We start from the raw sequence: 17,265 nt of genomic DNA, 5'->3' as shown, positions 1-17,265 counted from the left end.
TGATGGCTATTTTGCGGAGTAGGTAACGGCCTCAATCTTGTGACCGTCTGGATCGCGAACGAAGGCTCCATAATAGTTCGCATCGTAGTCTGGCCGCAGCCCCGGCGCACCGTCATCTCTGCCACCGTGATCTAGCGCTGCTGCGTAGAAGCGGTCGACCATCGCGCGGTGTGGATAGATCCCCGCCACAAATCCCGGAGATCTGTGGTTTGTGGTGATTTTCTGCACCATTTTATCCACGCCCAAACAGCCAATAGGAAAATCCTCCTGTCAAACAGGAGGTTCTTATGGACTCGCAGCATGTTCTCATCGTGGTCGCGGCGGTTACAGCTCTCAGCGGTGCTACAGCTACCATTCTCACCCTAACGGTCGACGCCAGTAAAAGGCCACTCATACAGAGCCTGGTGGAAGGCCTGATGCGGATAGCTCTGCTCGGTGCTGCGACCCTTGTCTCGCTGGCAGCAGATGGCGTGCAGATATGGGTGTAGCTTCGCCTGTTGCCGTGGTGCTAGGCTCCCTCCCCTTCGCGGGAGGGAATGCCGATGCGAAAGCGCAGGCTGTTGTTCTGGACGGTTATGGCCGTGCTCACCGCGTTGCAGCTCGCGAGCATCGTCGGCCATCATCTTAGTTGATCGTCAGGCGACTGGGGCTGCTGAATGCCTCCTGACTGATGGACTAAAGACCGACCTCCGCTGTCAATAAACGTTTCGAGCTCGTTGCTGCCCGTGTGGAACAAAAAGGAGCTCACCATGCCCAAATACGATTTCAGCCAGCAATCGGCTCTCGACAGCCTTCAAGCGAGAAATGCACGCTATTGGCAAGGAATAGCTGTCGGTCGATCACTCGGCATCTACGTCTCTCCTCAGGGAGTTCAGCTCTGGAAAGCCCGCTATCGCTCCACCTCCGGGCTATACAAGGAAACCACTCTCGGGCTTGCTTCGGGTGTCGATGACGCCCTCTCCTTCGACCAGGCAATAGCTGCTGCAGAAGCATGGTTCAGCAGCGATCCTGTCAGGTCGAACGCTGTCAGCCGGCATGCGGTCCGATACAACGGAGAACTGACCATTTGCCCTTGCGGCGATGAGTTCACGGTAGGGCATGCTCTCCGCGACTACATCGAATGGAAGCGGATGGCCGCTGCCCAATCGCACTTCGAGACTGTGGTAACGCTGATCAATCACCATCTCGTGCCCCGTGTCGCAAACCTAGCTTTGGCGAAATTTACCGCGAAAGACTTCCACAAGCTCTGCCTCAGCGTTCTGGAGACGCCGCCGAAGTATGGGAACCGGAAGCTCGGGCCTAAACGGCCTCTTGCGGATCTGGACCCGGAGGCTTTGCGGCGCCGAAAGAAGACTATGAACACGCTCGTGAGCATCCTTCGCGGCGCGTTCGGCCTAGCCTGGGAAAACTGCGAGATCGACAGCGACCGACCAGTGCGATGCCTCAAGCACCTGCCGAACTTCGACCGACCGAGATCCGTTTTTCTTTCACGGCCGGAATGTGCCGAACTGGTCGAAGCCAGTAGACCTGATCTGCGGCAATTGATCCTCGGTGCCCTGTACACCGGCTGCCGTGTCCGGGAGCTAACGAATCTGCGCGTCCGCGATGTCGCCCAGGAGGGGTACGGCATCTACATCGCACCGTCGAAAACCTATCGGCCCAGGTTTGTCTTTTTACCCGACGAAGGCATGGCATTCTTCTTGTCGGCGTGCAGGGAAAAGAAGCCGGATGAACTCGTATTCCTCAATGCGGACGGCAGGCAGTGGAGTGACCGCTACAAGCATCTCTTTCGTGATCTGATTGACCGGAAAGGCCTTCCGCGCGACACGGTTTTCCATTCGCTTCGCCATACCTACGCCAGCCAGCTCGTGCAGGCGGGCGCATCCTTAGCCGTGGTCGCCAAGCAACTCGGCCACGCCGACACTGCAACAGTAGACAGGATTTATGGGCACCTGGCCCCGGATCAGACCGAAGCGGAGTTGACATTGAGGTTTGCGCCGCTGAACTCGACCTATGTGCTCGAGGCGACGACGGCTGATATTGAGCTCGTCGAAATCAAGGCAAGATTCCGGGGAAAGAACCATCGCTTATACAGCAAGGTTGAGGCCCCCTCCTCATGGCCGCGATCAAACTTTTCCAGATTCTCCGGCGACATGCTTGCTCAGTTGCCACATTATGGCGAATGAGCAATGCTATGCTTTGAGGGATGGCATAATGGCTTCTCGATCTGATGTCATGGAGAGGCTATGACAGATCTTGCAGGCGAATTGCGAGCCGTGCTCCTTACACGCTTGCGCGAGTGCGAGGCGTTCTCCAAAGGCGTTGCTGGGGCAATTGCAGACCAAGAACGAGACGAATATCCATTCGCGTGGGTTGCCGTCACGCAGTCGGTGGAGCGTCCTGAACTGCTTGCCACGGTCCATGTTTGGGTCCGAGAAGGACATGCCGCAGCTGTGCAGCTTGTCCAAGCCGCGCAAGCTGCGCTCAGCGACGCTCCATCGATCAAGAATGCTTCCATCGCCTCATGGTCTCTAAGTCATTCAGAGTTTCGTTATGATAACGACCATGAGGCTCAGCATGGCATAGCCAGGTTCTTGGCGGAGTTTGTCGACTGTCCGGATTCTGGTTCTACGCCGGATCAACCCAGTTAGAATCGGATCCTGTATTGCTCACGCGGGATCTCGGCGTCGGCCTGCGAAGAACCGTTGTATTTCCATTTCCCCGCCGTTCGCCATTCCTCTGAGGGCAGCCCCATTTGGTACTGAATAGGGGCCGATTGCTGACTGTCGGGTTCTGGCGAACGCTAGGCGGTAAGCTGCCATTATGAAGCTGACGCATCAGGCAGAGTTTGCCAAACTATTCATCACCCCAACGCAGTCGTTGCAGTCCACTCAAAGCTCCCTCAGCCGATGACCTGTGCCTGGGGCCGGTCGCCAGTGCGAGAGAGTTCTGCGTGCCAGTGGCCAGTCGCGTCCTCCCAGACGATGCCCGTGGTCTCGCCCGGCCGCAACTGTTTGCAGGCCGCCCGCCGTGCCGCGCCGAAGGCCGCATCATGGCTTGGAAACGTTTCGGAATAGGTTCCATCGACCCGATAGGCCCAGCCGCCGTCATGTTCGACTATCCGATATTTCACATCATTCATTTCATCGCTCCTGGCGTTGGAAGGGTCCTACGAATTGCTCCCGCTCCGGAGGTCGCTGGAAAGGAAGATTTGCCGAGCGTGCGTGACCGGGGCCATCTTCCCATCACCGACGCAGCACGTCCTGCCATTCGGGATGGCGGCCGATCTGCGCCTTTGCGAACGGGCATAGCGGAATGATCTCGACGCGATCGCGCCGCGCATCGTCGATTGCCTGACGCACCAGCCGTTCGCCGACCTTGCGACCGCGCAGGGCCGCGGGCACCTCCGTGTGGTCGATGATGATCAGGCCATCGCTGGCGCGACTGTAGGTCATCTCGGCTTCAACGCCATCGACGACGAGACGGTAGCGCCCCTTGGATGGGCCATCTTCCCGCTCGACAGTCTCGTCGCCCACCGAAGGCGCGCTTGTTGTCAGCGCAGCGTCCGGCCTGCGCACCTGTCGCGGCTGTCCATGCGCGCATTCAAGCAGGGTGCGGTCCCACTCGCCCAGATCGGCCGCCGCCTCGTAGGTGGAGACGAGGAAACCCAACAGGGCTTCGTCGGGATCGGCCGCGGACTGGACGGCCTCGTAGGGGAGGACGAACTCCGACAGGCCCTCGTGCCAGAAGGCGGCATCAGGTTGCACGGACGCGGCGCGGTAGCCGCCGGGCGAGGGATAGGCGTAGGCGTAGAAGGCCGGATAGTCGATGTCGCCGCCGCCCGGCCAGAAACCTGCCGACGAGACCTCGCGGTCATAGGCCTCCTGCGCCACATCGTTGGGCAAGGACGGTACGCCGCCCGGGTGCAGCGGTGCCCGTCGTCCGGAAAAGCGCGTGAGGGCGAGGTCGAAGCTGCCCCAGAACAGATGAACGGGGCTGGACTTGCCGAGGAAGGAGGTGCGAAACCGGTTGAAGACCTTGTCGACCGCGATCAGGCCCTGATGGAAGCGCTGAACGGCTTCGCGGTCATAGGGACGGTCGCGATCATCCTCGGCGAACGGAACCGGGAACGGCACCTCATTCGGTTTGCCGTTGAAGGTCGGCGTGCCGCCGAGGTCCGAAATCAGTTGCACGAAGCTCGCGTGGAATGTCGCGACGGTCATCGGCCCGAGATCGAAAGTTTTCCTGTGACCATTGCCGCAGGTGCCCACGACCTTGTGTTCGCGCAGATCAAACAGGATCTCGATGCCCGGGCCGTCCGGGATGGGCGAGGACGCCAGGCCCTGGGGCGTGACATAGAAGGTCGCGTTCCACGAATGGTTGAGCCATGGCGTGTGCGCCAGCCGGTACTTGCCGGCAATCTGCAGATAGAGATGCAGCGCAGAGCACGTTTCACGCCAACTGAGGTAGTCGAGTTGGGGCCACTTGTTCATTGGACTTTCTCCACACTGGTTCCGGTCAATCCGGAAGGGGAATGTGTTCGTTGCGGTCATTGATGGGCAGGTCGAAGCGTCCCTGGCCCCAGTTCGCGGCGCGCCATTCGGCCTTGGCTAGTTCGATCCGCTCCTGCGACGAGGCGACGAAGTTCCACCAGACGTAGCGCGGTCCGTTGAAGGTGGCGCCGCCGAGAATCATCAGTCGCGCTCCGCGCTCGCCAGCGGCCACCGTTATCCGGTCGCCCGGCCTGAACACCATCATCTGCCCCGCCTCGAACTCCTGTCCGGTCACCGATATCGAACCTTCGACGATGTAGATGCCGCGGTCTTCGTGATCATCCGGCAGCGGCAACCGATTGCCCGGCTCAAGCTTCACGTCGGCATAGAACGCCTCGGAGAGCATTTTCGCGGGCGCAACCTGTCCGTAGGCGTTTCCGAGAATAAGCCGAATGGAGACCCCGCGGTCCTCTATGACGGGCAACGCCGCCTTGCCGTGATGCTCGAAGCTCGCGGCAACATCTTCATGGCTGTCAGGCAGGGCCAGCCAGGTCTGGATTCCGAACAGACTGTTCGGGCCGCTCCGTGCGGTCGCTGAGGTGCGTTCCGAATGGGTGACGCCGCGTCCGGCGACCATCCAGTTCAGCGCGCCGGGGTGGATGACCTGGTCGGCGCCGGTGCTGTCGCGGTGATGGAAATCACCTTGAAACAGGTAGGTCACCGTGCCGAGGCCGATATGCGGATGCGGACGTACATCGACGCCCTGACCTGTCAGGAACTCCGCGGGTCCGGCCTGATCGAAGAAGATGAACGGGCCGACCATCTGCCGCTTCGGCGCCGGCAACGCCCGCCGGACCTCAAAATCGCCCAGGTCGCGGGAGCGCGGCACGATAAGAGTTTCGATCGCGTCAGGACCGACCTCGTCGGGACAGCCCGGTTCAAGTGATGGATTCCAGCTCATGCATGCTATCCCTTCGCGATCGTGTCTGGTTCGACCTAAGCGTTGGCCGTACTTGCAGCTAGACCCGTGATCCGCCGAGCTGTGTAGCAGAAAGTGGAACGCCAACGCCGCCTCGCAAAAACCATCACCAGCGCTCGACGGCGGCGAGGCGTGGGTCTTTCTGAAGGCACTCGATCATCAACTCGGTCAGAACCCGCACCTTTCGCGACGGATGCTGCCCCGGCGGCCGGACGACATAGACACCCGCCGAAGGCAGTGGGTAGCGTGTCATGATAGGGACAAGTGCGCCCGAGGCGACATAGGCGTCGGTGACGCAATCGGGCAGCCATGCGACGCCCAGCCCTGCGGCAGCCGCTGCGGCGAGCGCTATGCCGTTGTCGGCCTTATAGCGTCCCTGCGGGTTGACCGTAATGACCTTGTCCCCATCCATGAACTGCCAGGCTTCGGTGCCCTGCATCAGGGCCTGGTGAAGGGTGATCTCCTCCGGCGCCTCCGGTGCACCATGCGCCTTTATGTAGTCGGGGCTGGCGAGGAATTTTCCATGGATTGCCCCGACGCGCCTTACGACAAGGTTTGAGTCCTGCAGATGGCCGACCCGGATCGCACAATCGAATCCCTCTCCGATGAGATCCACGAAGCGGTCGCTGTAGGACGAATGGATGTGAAGTCTCGGGTGGCGGCGCGCCAGTTGCGCCAGCACCGGCGCCAGATGCGTCGGGCCGAAGGTCAGCGGCATCGCGACACGTAGGCGGCCGGTCAGGTCACCGGTCGGCTGGATGGTTTCCCGCGCCGCATCGATTTCGGCGCCCACTCTTGCTGCATGGTCTCGGAACAAAGCCCCGGCTTCCGTCAAAGCCGCGCCTCGGGTGGTGCGGGCGAGAAGCTGGACACCAAGCTCTGCTTCAAGCCTGAAAAGTCGGCGGCTGACGATCGACTTGGACACGCCGAGCCGACGAGCGGCAGCAGAAACGCCCCCCGCATCGGCTACTTCCACAAATGTCCGCAGGTCGTCGATATCCATTCGGTGTTCCCCGTTTCGCGACACAGCGTGGCAGGAATGAGCTCTACTGTCTCGCCGAAAGAGATGTCACTTATCGTATGCGGACAGTTTGACGTCACGCATTCGCTTCAGTCGCACCGTCTCCAAGAACCCGAACCAACTCAAGTCCGGGCAGCGCGAAGGGGCAAAATGGAAGCAAGAACGGCACCGGGCGGGCAGATACTGCACCGCGGCGCGGTGGAGCGTCGATTAATTCTTTGTCGGACAGTCGTTCCGATCGCGTCTAGACCGGAGCGGCCTGGCCGCGCGCGCCAATCTATCGCGGTCCGCAAGGATCGACGAACATTCTGCGAGAACCCATCATGGAAATAGGCATCGACAGTTTCGCGGCAATCCTTCCCGACCCGGCGACTGGACGGCATCCCTCGGCGACCGATCGCATGGCCGACCTGCTTGATGAGGTTGAAACCGCTGACCGCGTCGGGCTCGACGTCTTCGGCATCGGCGAGCACCATCGCGCAGAATTCCTCGACTCCGCGCCAGCTATCATTCTTGCCGCCGCGGCGGCCCGGACCAGCAACATTCGCCTGACGAGCGCGGTGATGGTGTTGAGCGTCGCCGACCCGGTGCGGGTTTTCCAGGAATTCGCGACGCTCGATCTGATCTCCAATGGGCGCGCCGAGATCGTCGTCGGGCGAGGCTCTTTCGGAGAGGCCTTTCCGCTGTTTGGCCTGGATACCCGCGCCTATGACGACCTTTTCGCCGAAAAGCTCGACCTGTTCCTGAAACTCGGCGAAGAGACCAACATCTCCTGGTATGGGCGCTATCGTCCGCCACTTCACGGCGAAGGCGTCTACCCGCGTCCCCACCAGCCGCGACTACCGCTGTGGGTGGGCGTCGGCGGCACGCCGCGATCCTTTGAGCGCGCGGGCGAGCTCGGTCTTCCGCTGATGGTCGCCATCATCGGTGGCACGTTCGAGCGTTTCCGCCCGCTCGTCGATCTCTATCGGGAGGCCGGCACGCGAGCCGGTCACAGCCCGGAGAAACTGACCGTGGGCGTGCACGCGATGGCTTTCGTCGGCGAGACCGACACCGAGGCCAAGGATGCGTTCTTTCCCGGCTGGGCACATCTCACCGGAACAATCGGACGCGAGCGCGGGTGGTCGGCCCCGACGCGCCAGCAGTTCGAGGCAATGGCCAGCCCGGAAGGAGCGTTCCTGATCGGTGCACCGGCGACGGTAGCAGCCAAGATGCTGAAGGCCAGCGAGACGCTCGGCGGTATCTCGCGCATCACCTTCCAGATGAGCACAGCCTCGCTTGAAACGGCTGCCATGAAGCGCTCCATTGAGCTTCTTGGCACGGAAGTCGCACCAATTGTCCGGGCGGTTCACGAGACGCCGCGCCCGAACGTTACGAAATCGTGATCGGCTGGAACGGCGCGGCCCCGTTTGCGTAACTCCAAGACGATGGTGGCAGTTGCGCTCGGCCATGTATGCTCAACGCGCGTCCTGTCGAAACGATGAAACTGGGAGTTTGGGCCATGCCGAAAGGATCGGACCTTTTTGTCGCCGCGCTGGAGAACGAAGGCGTCGATCGCATCTTCGGCGTGCCAGGCGAGGAAAACCTCGACCTTCTGGAATCGCTGCGGACCTCCAGCATCAAGCTGATCCTGACCCGTCATGAGCAGGCCGCGGCCTTCATGGCGGCGACGCACGGTCGACTTACCGGCAAGCCCGGTGTCTGCCTGGCGACGCTCGGACCCGGGGCGCTCAATTTCTCGACCGGCGCGGCCTACGCCCATCTCGGCGCCATGCCGATGATCCTCATCACTGGCCAGAAGCCGGTGATGAGCGCCAAGCAGGCTCGTTTCCAGATCGTCGATATCGTCGCCTCGATGAAGCCGCTGACCAAGATGACGCGCCAGATCGTCAGTGCCGCCGCGATACCCTCCATGGTGCGCGACGCCTTTCGCGTCGCGATGGAGGAGCGACCTGGGCCGGTCCACCTGGAACTGCCGGAGGATGTTGCGGGGAAGGAGGTCGCCAACATCCCTGTCATTGCGCGCCATGCGGTGGACCGCCCCGTGGCGAGTGGCGCAGCACTCGACAGTGCAGCCGAGATGATCCGCGCTGCAAAGCGGCCGCTTGTGATGATCGGCGCGGCCGGTAACCGGCCGTCCTTGGTCGACCTGCTCTCGGCTTTCGTTTCACGGAGCCGCCTGCCATTTTGCAATACGCAGATGGGTAAAGGCGCGGTCACCGGAGGCTCGAACCTCTACATGGGGACCGCCGCACTCTCGGAGGGCGACTATGTGCACGAGGCTGTCGAGCGCGCCGACTTGATTATCGCCATCGGCCACGACACGATCGAAAAGCCGCCCTTCCTGATGAAGAGCGCGGGCGGACCAAAGGTTATTCATGTCGGCTACCAGTCCGCCACGGTCGAACAGGTCTACCATCCGGATTTCGAGTTGATCGGCGATATTGGAGCCGCGGTCGAGGGGCTTGCCGAGCGCCTCGAAGGAAAGCTGATGCTCGACGAGGGGATGCTCGAACTGCGTCAGCGAATCCTTGCTCGCATCAACGACCGCGCCGAGGAAGACCGCTTCCCGCCCACACCGCAGCGCATCGTCCATGATGTTCGCAAGGTGATGCCGGAAGACGGCATCGTCTGCCTCGACAACGGCATGTACAAGATCTGGTTCGCCCGCAACTACCGCACCCATGTCGCCAACACGCTGCTGCTCGACAATGCGCTTGCCACAATGGGCGCCGGCCTGCCCTCGGCGATGATGGCGGCGATGCTTCATCCGAACCGCCGCGTCTTGGCCGTCTGCGGCGACGGCGGCTTCATGATGAATTCGCAGGAGATGGAAACGGCGGTGCGGCTCGGGCTGAACCTCGTGGTGGTCATCCTGAACGACAGCGCCTACGGCATGATCCGCTGGAAGCAGGCGGTGGACGGCTTCCAGGATTTCGGCATGAGTTTCGGCAATCCCGATTTCGTGCGCTACGCTGAGGCTTATAGTGCCAAGGGCTCGCGGGTCAGTGCGGTCGAGGATCTGGTGCCCACGCTCGAAGCCGCCTTTGCGGGCGGCGGCGTTCATCTGGTCGACGTCCCGATCGACTATTCCGAGAACACCCGTGTCCTCGTCGACGAGTTGCGCAATCGCAGGCCCGACGTGGAACTCGCGTAATCCAACGAAGGGAGATCGGTAATGCTCACAATCATGCAGGCATTCGATCGCGCACCGATCGAGGAGATCGAGACAGACGATGCCGCCGCGCTGGAGCGCAAACTGCAGGCGGCGGAGCAGGTCTTCAGGGATCGCGACGGCTGGCTGATGCCGCATGAGCGCGTTGCCATTCTGCGCAGGTTGGCCAGGCTGATGGAAGGCAGGCGCGATCATCTCGCCATGCAGATCGCACGCGAGGGCGGCAAGCCCTTGCCTGATGCCATCGTCGAGACCAACCGCGCAATTGATGGCGTCCACAACGCCGCCGACGAATTGCGCAACTTTGCCGGACGTGAAATCCCGATGGGGCTGTCGGCGGCGGCTGAAAACCGCTGGGCCTTCACGACAAAGGAGCCCATCGGGATCGTCGCGGCGATTTCCGCCTTCAACCATCCGCTGAACCTGATCGTCCATCAGGTGGCACCCGCCATCGCAGTGGGCTGCCCTGTCATCGTCAAGCCGGCCGCCACGACGCCGCTGTCCTGTCTCGATTTCGGGGCGCTGGTCCACGATGCGGGCCTGCCCGAGCCGTGGTGCCAGACCTTTCTTACGGAAGACAACAGTCTCGCCGAAAAGCTGGCGACCGACGGCCGGATCGCCTTCCTCAGCTTCATCGGCTCGGCAAAGGTGGGCTGGTCATTGCATGGCAAGCTCGCCCCCGGCACGCGCTCGGCGCTGGAGCATGGCGGGGCGGCACCCGCCATTGTCGATCGTAGCGCGGATCTCGGCAAGGTGATCGAGCCGATCGTCAAGGGCGGCTACTATCATGCCGGACAGGTCTGCGTGTCGACACAGCGCATCTTCGTTCATGCCGACATCGCCGAAGACTTCACGCAAAGGCTGGTCGCCCGCGTCGAAAGACTGCGCACCGCCGACCCCACCCTGAACGACACCGAGGTCGGGCCTCTGATCCTGCCGCGCGAGGCGGATCGGGTCGGACAATGGATCGAAGAAGCGACCGAGGGTGGCGCCACGCTGGCAACCGGCGGCAAGCGCCTGTCCGAGACGACCTTGCAGCCGACTGTCCTGCTCGACCCGGCTGCGGATGCGAAGGTTTCAACGCTGGAGGTCTTCGGTCCCCTGGTCGCGGTCTATCGCTACCGCGATCTCGACGACGCGATCCGTCAGGCCAATGCGCTGCCGACTGCCTTTCAGGCCAGCGTTTTTGCGCAGGACATCGACATCGCGCTGCGCGCGGCCAATCGACTCGATGCCTCGGCCGTGATGATCAACGATCCCACCGCCTTCCGTACCGACTGGATGCCCTTCGCCGGCCGCAGGGAATCCGGATACGGAACCGGCGGTATCCCGTACACCATGCGCGACATGACGCAGGAGAAGATGATCCTGATGCGGAGGAATTGACGACGGAGGCAAGTGCGACCACCTGGTTTAGCGGCGTCCCGACAGCAAGCCTATTCAGACGATCATGCGTTCCGGTTGGTCGTTGACTGCTGCGACACCTTGGTCGGAACAAATAGGGTCTGCAACTCCGACACGGGCTTTCCCTCGATCGACCCGAGCAACGCCTTGGCCAAGCCTCGGCCCGTTTCCCGCACGTCCTCGTGAACTACGTAGAACTCGTCGCCGAATACGGGAAGATTTGCAAAGAGCTGCTTGGTGACTATATCGACATCGCGGCCGACGACAGCGCCAACATCTTTCAGGCCGGCCTGAATAGCCAGTATCGCGCCGCCCGTACCGCTTACCCCGCCCGAGCTGTTGATTAGCCCGTCCGGCGCGGGGCTTTGCAGCATCAGGTTTCTGACGGCAATCCTGATCTGCTCGATCGAGCTGTCGTTCGAGATGCCCGGGAACTGCACCTCCTCCAGCTTTTGCTCGGCCATCGCCGCCTCGAAACCTTGCCTCATGTGGTCGCGGAAGCTCAGGCCTGCGGGCGGGGCGAGCAGCGCCAGTCGCTTGCGCCCCAGGCTGGCGAGGCGTTCAACCGCGATCTTGGCGAAGGCATGGTTGTCGAAATCGACGAAAGGATGTTCGGCACCCATTTGCGTCCTGCCGTGAGTGGCGAAGGGCATCGCGTGCTCGACCATGAACTTTACCCGCATGTCCTCGGGCTCGATGCGCGAAATGATGATGCCGTCGACGGCCTCGGGACCGTGGGCGTCACGCGGCCTTCACGCCCACGGCCTGGTAGTGGGGGAGTTCAAAGTCGAGATCGGATGACGAGGGCGAGATCTAAGCACATCGTGCTCGGACCGACGCCGGCGATGAATACCTCGGCACCTCTGTCGAGTGCTGCTTTCGCGACGCCGAGGCCGATGCCCCGGCTACCGCCGAAAATAAGAACCTTCTTGCCCTTGAGCGACGTCATGACACTTCTCCGATCTATTGATCCTATTGTAGTTGAGGGATGAGCGACATCAGCCGCACGTCGCGTAGGCCGCCTCGAGATCGGCGATGACGATCTTCTTCATCTTGTACATCGCCTGCATCACACGATCGGCCTTCTCGCGGTCCGGATCCGAGAGCATCCTGAGCAGGGCAGTTGGCGTGACCTGCCAGTAGACGCCGTATTTGTCGGTGAGCCACCCGCAGGGCTGCTCTTTGCCGCCATCGGCGATCAGCGCATTCCAGTAGTAATCGGTCTCGGCCTGGTCCTCGGTCTCGACGAGGAAGGAGAAGGCCGCGCTGTAGCGCGCGGGCGAGTTGGCGTTGAGCGCGACGATCGGCAGCTTGGCCAGTTCGAAGCGGACGACGGAGATCTCGGGATCGGGAAGGTTCGTCGTTTTCAGGACCTTCGAGTCCTTGAATACGGACGTGTAAAATTCCATCGCCTCTTCGGCCTGGTTCTGGAACCAGAGGTGGGGGAAGATCTTTGGCATGGATCTGATCCTTGATGCTTGTTGAGGGAGGACTGGCTCTTCGAGGTGCGAGGCGCGGTTGAGCTACTGGCCGTCGACGATCCGGATGATCGTTCCATTCCAGTCGCGCTCGAAACCGAGATCGTGAAGGCGGCGGTCGCAAAAGCGGTCCAGGGTGCGCATCGTCCCGCGGTGCTGGATGCTGGCGCTCAGGTGGACGGCAAAGACGGTCGCGGCGTTGCGCAGGGTGTTGAATGCTTCCAGCGGCGAGCGGACGCGGGCCATTTCGGCGGGGTTGCAGGTGCTTCCCATTGCATGAAGAGTGCTCACAGTTCGTTCCTTTCACAGGTTTCGCCGGTGTTGGCAGCGGGTTGGAATGGCGGCAATCTGGGCAATTCTGTGCTGGACGACAAACGACTAATCGTCCATGATTTGTGATCAACGTTCACAAATGGCATGCCGCGAAAGCTCCCGCCTCTGACCACTCTCCCGGCCTTCGACGCCGCCGCTCGCCATCTCAGCTTCACCAATGCCGCGGCTGAGCTGAACCTGACGCATGGCGCGATTAGCCGTGCGATCCGCAACATGGAGGACAGGCTCGGCGTCCAGCTGTTCGAGCGGGGAACGCGGTCGGTGAAGCTCACACCCGCGGGCGCGATCTACGCTGCCGAAATCGGCGCGGCCCTCGACCGGATCGGCGCGGCGACGCTCGTCGCAACGGCGGCGCGCTCGGCAAATGTGCTGACGGTGAGCACGTCAGACGGGTTCGCTGGCCGCTGGCTGGTGCCGCGGCTCTATCGGTTCCACCGCGACAACCGCACCATCGACGTGCGGCTCGCCACGTCCGGCGTGCTTGCGGATTTCATCCGGGACGGCATCGACATCGCAATCCGCTACGGCCCGGGCGGCTATGAAGGCGTGGTGTCGGAACTGCTCGCAGAGGAAGACGTCTCGCCCGTCTGCAGCCCGGAGCTGATAAAGGGCGAGCATCCGCTGCGCTCGCTGAGCGACCTGAGACACCACACACTCATCCACGATAATTTTCGCATCGACTGGGCGACATGGCTGCAGCATGCGGGCGTCGACGGCATCAATCCGAGCAGCGGCGTGAAGTTCGATTCCGCTACCTACGCGGTCGAGGCGGCGGTTCATGGCGAAGGCGTGCTGCTGGGCCGGAGCGCGCTCGTCTCCGCCGACCTGGCGGCCGGGCGGCTGATGCGGCCCTTCGACCTCTCACTGAAATCGCCGTCGAAATATTACGTCGTCTATCCGGAAGGCGCGCTGCGGCAGAAGAAGGTTAAGGCATTCCGTGACTGGATCTTTGCCGAGATGCGGGCTGATCAGCCTGATGCACACAGGCGTTCTCCTGTGCCTGGTCGCCCCCCTCGTCCACGCGATCGCGGTTAATGTCATGCCGCATGTTACGCGAGCCTCGGTGTTGGTGCTGAACAGCCGTTAGTCTCGCTAATCGCAAAGCGTTCCGTCGGCACGTCAGCTTTCAGGTAGTGGGAGAGTTGAGCTAAGGGTCTGACATCGCGCGCGTTGCCGTCGAAGTGCGGCGGCTACCTGAACGGCCGCTATCCCAGCTTCGCCGCCCAGAAGCCGTCAGGCAGCAAACCACCCGATCGAGACCTATACGAATCCTTTGACCGTCCATCCCGGGAAGGATTCATTCTGGCAGGTCAGGGGCCGCCAGCGGACTGGCAGCTCCGGGCCGCAGATCCTTAATTGCGGACATTTAGGTCGGCGTGGGCATCGTCGTGACCTGACCCTAGGCAGACGCCTTGCCGCCGGCCGGCCAACGTCCGCTCTGGACGTGGAGGCTGACGTCGCCATGCGCCCCTGAGACATGAGGCGGGAGACCGCAACTTATTGCATCAAGCCGGCAGCGACTCGTGGAAACGGCACCAGCCATTTGGGCTGATTGCACCGGCAACAACCTCGCACCCGTTCGGCTTTTCGAAGTGAGTACATCCGGCGCAGCGTTCGCCGCGATTTGGGGTGCCCTGGTAAAGCGCCAGCGCCTTGGTTGTCTTTCCGGCTGCCATCGGTCGAGACATACAGGCTGCAAGGCCGCCGGCGCTGGCAATCGCCGCACCGGTCACGGAGACTTTTAGGAAATTGCGGCGAGACAGCACTCGGGATGGGGCTGCCGATCCGTGGTTCACATCAGCATCTTTGTTCATGGTCCTTCTCCGAGAGCAGCCGATATGAGGCTGCTCGGTTCCGGCGGCCAAATCGTCACTCGTCGCAACTGGCTCAGGTGCTTTTGAGCGTGCCGTTCATCCCTTCCGGATAGAAGCCGCCCTTGCTCACTCCGTCCTTGTCGGTGAGATAGACGATCCGGAGCACCTCCTGCGGTGTTCTGGTGAAGGCGATTGCGTCCGGCGTTGAAGGAACGATGTTGGCTTTTCCGTCCACCTGGATCCCCTGGTCCTTATCATCCGATCCGTCGATTTTGTCTCGGGCATCGGAGACGGCGTTGGCCGCCTTCCAGGCTTCCTCTCCCTTCCGGTAAAGCGTCGATCGCGCCATTCCCATGTGGTAGGCCTCGACCGCCAGGATGCCTGCGGCGGCTGCGAGAAAGTCTTTGTTTTTCAGAACTGTCGCAGCACCGGCATAGGCAGTGACGCCGACGTCCTCGAATAGCATCCCGCCGAGAACAAAGTTCGTTTCGTTGCCGAAGGGGTCGAAATCCGGCCCGAGGCCCGCTGCTTCCGCGACGGCTTTGAAGCCCGCATCGAAATCAATGGCCGGCCGGTCAACGGCGTCCGTTCCAAGCGTCTTGCGGTAGAAGCGGACGTGCGCGAGTTCGTTTTCCGCGACTTCCTGCATGAATTCGCCGATGGCCGGCGTCTCGAACGAGACTTGCTTTCCACCAACGACGTCGCCGGGTTTTGACCCGGCATCGGCTGCGTCGATGCCCATTCCGGTGGTGCCGCGGAGGTAGTATTCAGCCTCCATTTATTCGAGGTTGAGCGCAAAGCGGAAAATGTCCTCGTCCGATATGTCCTGTGCCAATACCGGAGAAGGCCGCGCGATTCCGCCGAGTGCCGCACCGGCACCGAGTACGACAAGTCCCTGAAGCGACTGACGCCGGGATAGGGGAATTAGGCGCTGCATGGCGGTCTCCTGTTTGTTGATTCAACACCGCTGTCAGCACCGCGGCGCCGAATGCATTTGCCTGACGATTAGATGGTCCGGGCCGCCAAAATATTCCCGCGTCCCGCTACAAGAGCCCCGCCGAAAGGAGCCGGCGCAATCTCGGCGTGGACGGTCTACGTGCGCTCAGTCGCCGCGTTCAATTGATGAGTATCAGGCGGATTGCGAGCCGATCGAGAACTGATTGCGCGAGGCGGTCACAACGGGCGCCAGCGAAGAGAAATGTATCCGTAAACACGGTGGCGAGCTTGTCCCGCAGCGCCTCGCGGAGCAGCCGGCGTGCGCGATAAAGACGGGTGCTCACTGTCTGAGGTCGCAATGCCAAAAGAAATGCCGTTTCCTCAATGCTCATTTCCTCGACGTCCCGCATGACAAAGACGATGCGAAATGGCTCTGGCAAGCTACCGACGGCCCGCTCCAGGAGGCTGCGGATTTCGGTGAGAGCGGCCGCCTCTTCGGGATCAGGCTTGTGGGCGCTGAACGGAGCGACCATGCCTTCGATGGCTTTCATGTCGACGGTGGGCCGCCTTTTCCGGCGGCGTCCCAGTGCCTCGTTCAGCGCGATCCGGGTGAGCCAGGTCGACAGCCGCGCCTCCGCGCGGAATTCGGCCAGATGGGTGAAGGCGTGTATATAGGTCTCCTGAAGTACGTCCTCCGCCTCAGTGTCGTCATTCAGGACGGCGCGGGCGACCCGGTGAAGCCGCTGATTGTGACGCTTGATGATTAACCAGAACGCGGCGGGATCGCGCTGTCGCGCGTGTTCAACCAGCCCCGCGTCGTCAAGATCTTCGATCCTCACTGCCCCGGTGGATCCGGTTGGCTTCATCATAGGCGCTCCAGATGCATCAGCTTACTACGGGATAAGCGTTTTCCGTGGTTTTCGGTCTGCAGCCCGGCGGAGACTTGGGACTCTAGCTGACCAGAGGTCTGCTCACCAAATAAATCGGACCTTGTTGCGGAGCAGTTCCATCTTCCGGTTTTGCCGCAACCACGACCTTCAGCGTGGTCGCTTGGGATGTCGGCTTTCGGGAAAGCGGCAGCGCTGAACTTACGGCCGAGATGGGGGCGCGTTGCTGCCCGGCAGCCTCGAGGGCCGTTTGGAGACTGGCAACTTCCGGGTTCACAACGGCGATTGCAGACGTTCAACCTGTTGGGGTTGAGGTCGCGAACGAGCCCATTTCAGACCGATCGAAGTGCCTCAGATTTGGTCTGCAATCGCTGCCTTGTCGATTATCGACCAGACCCTTGCAATCCTTCCATTGGCAAACTCGTAGAACACATTCTCGCAGAACTGGACGCGCTTACCGTTGACGGGCACACCGAACAAGATGCCCGTCGGAGTGCAGTCGAAATGCAGACGGCTGGCGATGCGCGGTGGGTCAGAAAGCAAAAGCTCAATGTTGAAGTAAAGATCAGGGATAGCCCGAAAATCGCCTTCCAACATCTCCCGATAACCCGCCAGCCCCACCCTCTTTTCGTTATGGTAAACTTCATCGTCGATGAACTGTCCGAGGTTCACCCAGTCTTGGTGGTTCAGGCAGTCGACATAGTCACGATAGACATCGGACAGTTGGTAGACCATCTGCATATCT

19 protein-coding genes and 2 pseudogenes are annotated in these 17,265 nt (G+C 61.6%); 7 read left to right on the top strand and 14 right to left on the bottom strand.

All coding sequences use genetic code 11. The features are described 5' to 3' along the window. Window positions 1-6: 6 nt before the first annotated feature. A pseudogene (locus tag ABVK50_RS29870) lies at window positions 7-168 on the bottom strand (VOC family protein); the annotation flags it as partial. 119 nt (window positions 169-287) lie between these two features. Here ABVK50_RS29870 and ABVK50_RS29865 point away from each other — a divergent pair. From ABVK50_RS29865 to ABVK50_RS29855, 3 genes are all read left to right on the top strand, one after another. Next, on the top strand, window positions 288-488 hold the full coding sequence (locus ABVK50_RS29865; protein WP_353646570.1) for a hypothetical protein: 201 nt from the start codon (window positions 288-290) through the stop codon (window positions 486-488). Window positions 489-749: 261 nt separating this feature from the next. Continuing rightward, window positions 750-2,186, top strand: a complete 1,437-nt coding sequence (locus tag ABVK50_RS29860; protein ID WP_353646569.1) for a site-specific integrase — start codon at window positions 750-752, stop codon at window positions 2,184-2,186. Between the two features lie 60 nt (window positions 2,187-2,246). Then, window positions 2,247-2,651 (top strand): DUF3168 domain-containing protein, encoded by a 405-nt coding sequence (locus tag ABVK50_RS29855; RefSeq protein ID WP_353646568.1) that lies wholly within the window; start codon window positions 2,247-2,249, stop codon window positions 2,649-2,651. A gap of 251 nt (window positions 2,652-2,902) precedes the next feature. Here the strand turns inward: ABVK50_RS29855 and ABVK50_RS29850 are convergent, their stop codons facing one another. The 4 genes from ABVK50_RS29850 to ABVK50_RS29835 all read right to left on the bottom strand — a co-directional run bounded on the left by ABVK50_RS29850 (window position 2,903) and on the right by ABVK50_RS29835 (window position 6,475). Further along, window positions 2,903-3,142, bottom strand: coding sequence for a DUF2188 domain-containing protein (locus tag ABVK50_RS29850; RefSeq protein WP_353646567.1), 240 nt, complete (start codon window positions 3,140-3,142; stop codon window positions 2,903-2,905). Between the two features lie 103 nt (window positions 3,143-3,245). Continuing rightward, complete coding sequence (locus ABVK50_RS29845; RefSeq protein WP_353646566.1) at window positions 3,246-4,493, bottom strand: DUF5996 family protein; 1,248 nt, start codon at window positions 4,491-4,493, stop codon at window positions 3,246-3,248. Between the two features lie 25 nt (window positions 4,494-4,518). Beyond that, a complete protein-coding gene (locus ABVK50_RS29840; RefSeq protein WP_353646565.1) occupies window positions 4,519-5,454 on the bottom strand; it encodes a pirin family protein in 936 nt (311 codons plus the stop codon). 124 nt (window positions 5,455-5,578) lie between these two features. Further along, window positions 5,579-6,475 (bottom strand): LysR family transcriptional regulator, encoded by an 897-nt coding sequence (locus tag ABVK50_RS29835; RefSeq protein ID WP_353646564.1) that lies wholly within the window; start codon window positions 6,473-6,475, stop codon window positions 5,579-5,581. 341 nt (window positions 6,476-6,816) lie between these two features. Between ABVK50_RS29835 and ABVK50_RS29830 the strand changes: the two genes are divergently transcribed. From ABVK50_RS29830 to ABVK50_RS29820, 3 genes are all read left to right on the top strand, one after another. Continuing rightward, window positions 6,817-7,878, top strand: a complete 1,062-nt coding sequence (locus tag ABVK50_RS29830; RefSeq protein ID WP_353646563.1) for an Atu2307/SP_0267 family LLM class monooxygenase — start codon at window positions 6,817-6,819, stop codon at window positions 7,876-7,878. A 116-nt stretch (window positions 7,879-7,994) separates the two neighbouring features. Next, a complete protein-coding gene (locus ABVK50_RS29825) occupies window positions 7,995-9,650 on the top strand; it encodes an acetolactate synthase large subunit (RefSeq protein WP_353646562.1) in 1,656 nt (551 codons plus the stop codon). Window positions 9,651-9,671: 21 nt separating this feature from the next. Beyond that, entirely contained in the window at window positions 9,672-11,054 is a 1,383-nt protein-coding gene (locus ABVK50_RS29820) for an aldehyde dehydrogenase family protein (RefSeq protein ID WP_353646561.1), read from the top strand. 62 nt (window positions 11,055-11,116) lie between these two features. Here ABVK50_RS29820 and ABVK50_RS29815 read toward each other — a convergent pair whose 3' ends face one another. The 4 genes from ABVK50_RS29815 to ABVK50_RS29800 form a co-directional block, all read right to left on the bottom strand. Beyond that, window positions 11,117-11,755: a substrate-binding domain-containing protein gene (locus tag ABVK50_RS29815; protein ID WP_353647075.1), complete on the bottom strand. Its 639-nt coding sequence runs from the start codon at window positions 11,753-11,755 to the stop codon at window positions 11,117-11,119. Window positions 11,756-11,853: 98 nt separating this feature from the next. After that, complete coding sequence (locus ABVK50_RS29810; RefSeq protein ID WP_353646560.1) at window positions 11,854-12,021, bottom strand: hypothetical protein; 168 nt, start codon at window positions 12,019-12,021, stop codon at window positions 11,854-11,856. A gap of 49 nt (window positions 12,022-12,070) precedes the next feature. Then, complete coding sequence (locus ABVK50_RS29805) at window positions 12,071-12,532, bottom strand: VOC family protein (RefSeq protein ID WP_353646559.1); 462 nt, start codon at window positions 12,530-12,532, stop codon at window positions 12,071-12,073. A 63-nt stretch (window positions 12,533-12,595) separates the two neighbouring features. Further along, window positions 12,596-12,841: a hypothetical protein gene (locus tag ABVK50_RS29800; protein WP_353646558.1), complete on the bottom strand. Its 246-nt coding sequence runs from the start codon at window positions 12,839-12,841 to the stop codon at window positions 12,596-12,598. A gap of 126 nt (window positions 12,842-12,967) precedes the next feature. On the opposite strand from ABVK50_RS29800, the gene ABVK50_RS29795 reads away from it, so the two are divergent. Then, window positions 12,968-13,918 carry a transcriptional regulator GcvA gene (locus ABVK50_RS29795; protein WP_353646557.1) on the top strand — a complete coding sequence of 317 codons (951 nt, stop codon included), beginning with the start codon at window positions 12,968-12,970 and terminating at the stop codon, window positions 13,916-13,918. Window positions 13,919-14,388: 470 nt separating this feature from the next. On the opposite strand, the gene ABVK50_RS29790 is transcribed toward ABVK50_RS29795, so the two are convergent. The 5 genes and pseudogenes from ABVK50_RS29790 to ABVK50_RS29770 form a co-directional block, all read right to left on the bottom strand. Continuing rightward, on the bottom strand, window positions 14,389-14,697 hold the full coding sequence (locus ABVK50_RS29790; RefSeq protein WP_353646556.1) for a twin-arginine translocation signal domain-containing protein: 309 nt from the start codon (window positions 14,695-14,697) through the stop codon (window positions 14,389-14,391). 73 nt (window positions 14,698-14,770) lie between these two features. Then, window positions 14,771-15,475 carry a ferritin-like domain-containing protein gene (locus ABVK50_RS29785; RefSeq protein ID WP_353646555.1) on the bottom strand — a complete coding sequence of 235 codons (705 nt, stop codon included), beginning with the start codon at window positions 15,473-15,475 and terminating at the stop codon, window positions 14,771-14,773. Beyond that, window positions 15,476-15,634, bottom strand: a complete 159-nt coding sequence (locus ABVK50_RS29780) for a hypothetical protein (protein ID WP_353644616.1) — start codon at window positions 15,632-15,634, stop codon at window positions 15,476-15,478. Window positions 15,635-15,789: 155 nt separating this feature from the next. Then, window positions 15,790-16,502, bottom strand: a pseudogene (locus ABVK50_RS29775) (RNA polymerase sigma factor). A 369-nt stretch (window positions 16,503-16,871) separates the two neighbouring features. Further along, window positions 16,872-17,255 carry an ester cyclase gene (locus tag ABVK50_RS29770; RefSeq protein ID WP_353646554.1) on the bottom strand — a complete coding sequence of 128 codons (384 nt, stop codon included), beginning with the start codon at window positions 17,253-17,255 and terminating at the stop codon, window positions 16,872-16,874. Window positions 17,256-17,265 lie beyond the last annotated feature (10 nt).

Source organism: Mesorhizobium sp. WSM2240 (assembly GCF_040438645.1).
Taxonomy (GTDB): domain Bacteria; phylum Pseudomonadota; class Alphaproteobacteria; order Rhizobiales; family Rhizobiaceae; genus Allomesorhizobium.
Note: the sequence above shows the minus strand (reverse complement) of the source record. Positions and strands in the feature narration are given on the sequence as shown.

Coding starts and splice junctions, on each gene's coding strand:
- ABVK50_RS29865 (WP_353646570.1), top strand. CDS start 288: ATGGACTCGCAGCATGTTCTCATCGTGGTCGCGGCGGTTACAGCTCTC.
- ABVK50_RS29860 (WP_353646569.1), top strand. CDS start 750: ATGCCCAAATACGATTTCAGCCAGCAATCGGCTCTCGACAGCCTTCAA.
- ABVK50_RS29855 (WP_353646568.1), top strand. CDS start 2,247: ATGACAGATCTTGCAGGCGAATTGCGAGCCGTGCTCCTTACACGCTTG.
- ABVK50_RS29850 (WP_353646567.1), bottom strand. CDS start 3,142: ATGAATGATGTGAAATATCGGATAGTCGAACATGACGGCGGCTGGGCC.
- ABVK50_RS29845 (WP_353646566.1), bottom strand. CDS start 4,493: ATGAACAAGTGGCCCCAACTCGACTACCTCAGTTGGCGTGAAACGTGC.
- ABVK50_RS29840 (WP_353646565.1), bottom strand. CDS start 5,454: ATGAGCTGGAATCCATCACTTGAACCGGGCTGTCCCGACGAGGTCGGT.
- ABVK50_RS29835 (WP_353646564.1), bottom strand. CDS start 6,475: ATGGATATCGACGACCTGCGGACATTTGTGGAAGTAGCCGATGCGGGG.
- ABVK50_RS29830 (WP_353646563.1), top strand. CDS start 6,817: ATGGAAATAGGCATCGACAGTTTCGCGGCAATCCTTCCCGACCCGGCG.
- ABVK50_RS29825 (WP_353646562.1), top strand. CDS start 7,995: ATGCCGAAAGGATCGGACCTTTTTGTCGCCGCGCTGGAGAACGAAGGC.
- ABVK50_RS29820 (WP_353646561.1), top strand. CDS start 9,672: ATGCTCACAATCATGCAGGCATTCGATCGCGCACCGATCGAGGAGATC.
- ABVK50_RS29815 (WP_353647075.1), bottom strand. CDS start 11,755: ATGCGGGTAAAGTTCATGGTCGAGCACGCGATGCCCTTCGCCACTCAC.
- ABVK50_RS29810 (WP_353646560.1), bottom strand. CDS start 12,021: ATGACGTCGCTCAAGGGCAAGAAGGTTCTTATTTTCGGCGGTAGCCGG.
- ABVK50_RS29805 (WP_353646559.1), bottom strand. CDS start 12,532: ATGCCAAAGATCTTCCCCCACCTCTGGTTCCAGAACCAGGCCGAAGAG.
- ABVK50_RS29795 (WP_353646557.1), top strand. CDS start 12,968: ATGCCGCGAAAGCTCCCGCCTCTGACCACTCTCCCGGCCTTCGACGCC.
- ABVK50_RS29790 (WP_353646556.1), bottom strand. CDS start 14,697: ATGAACAAAGATGCTGATGTGAACCACGGATCGGCAGCCCCATCCCGA.
- ABVK50_RS29785 (WP_353646555.1), bottom strand. CDS start 15,475: ATGGAGGCTGAATACTACCTCCGCGGCACCACCGGAATGGGCATCGAC.
- ABVK50_RS29780 (WP_353644616.1), bottom strand. CDS start 15,634: ATGCAGCGCCTAATTCCCCTATCCCGGCGTCAGTCGCTTCAGGGACTT.
- ABVK50_RS29770 (WP_353646554.1), bottom strand. CDS start 17,255: ATGGTCTACCAACTGTCCGATGTCTATCGTGACTATGTCGACTGCCTG.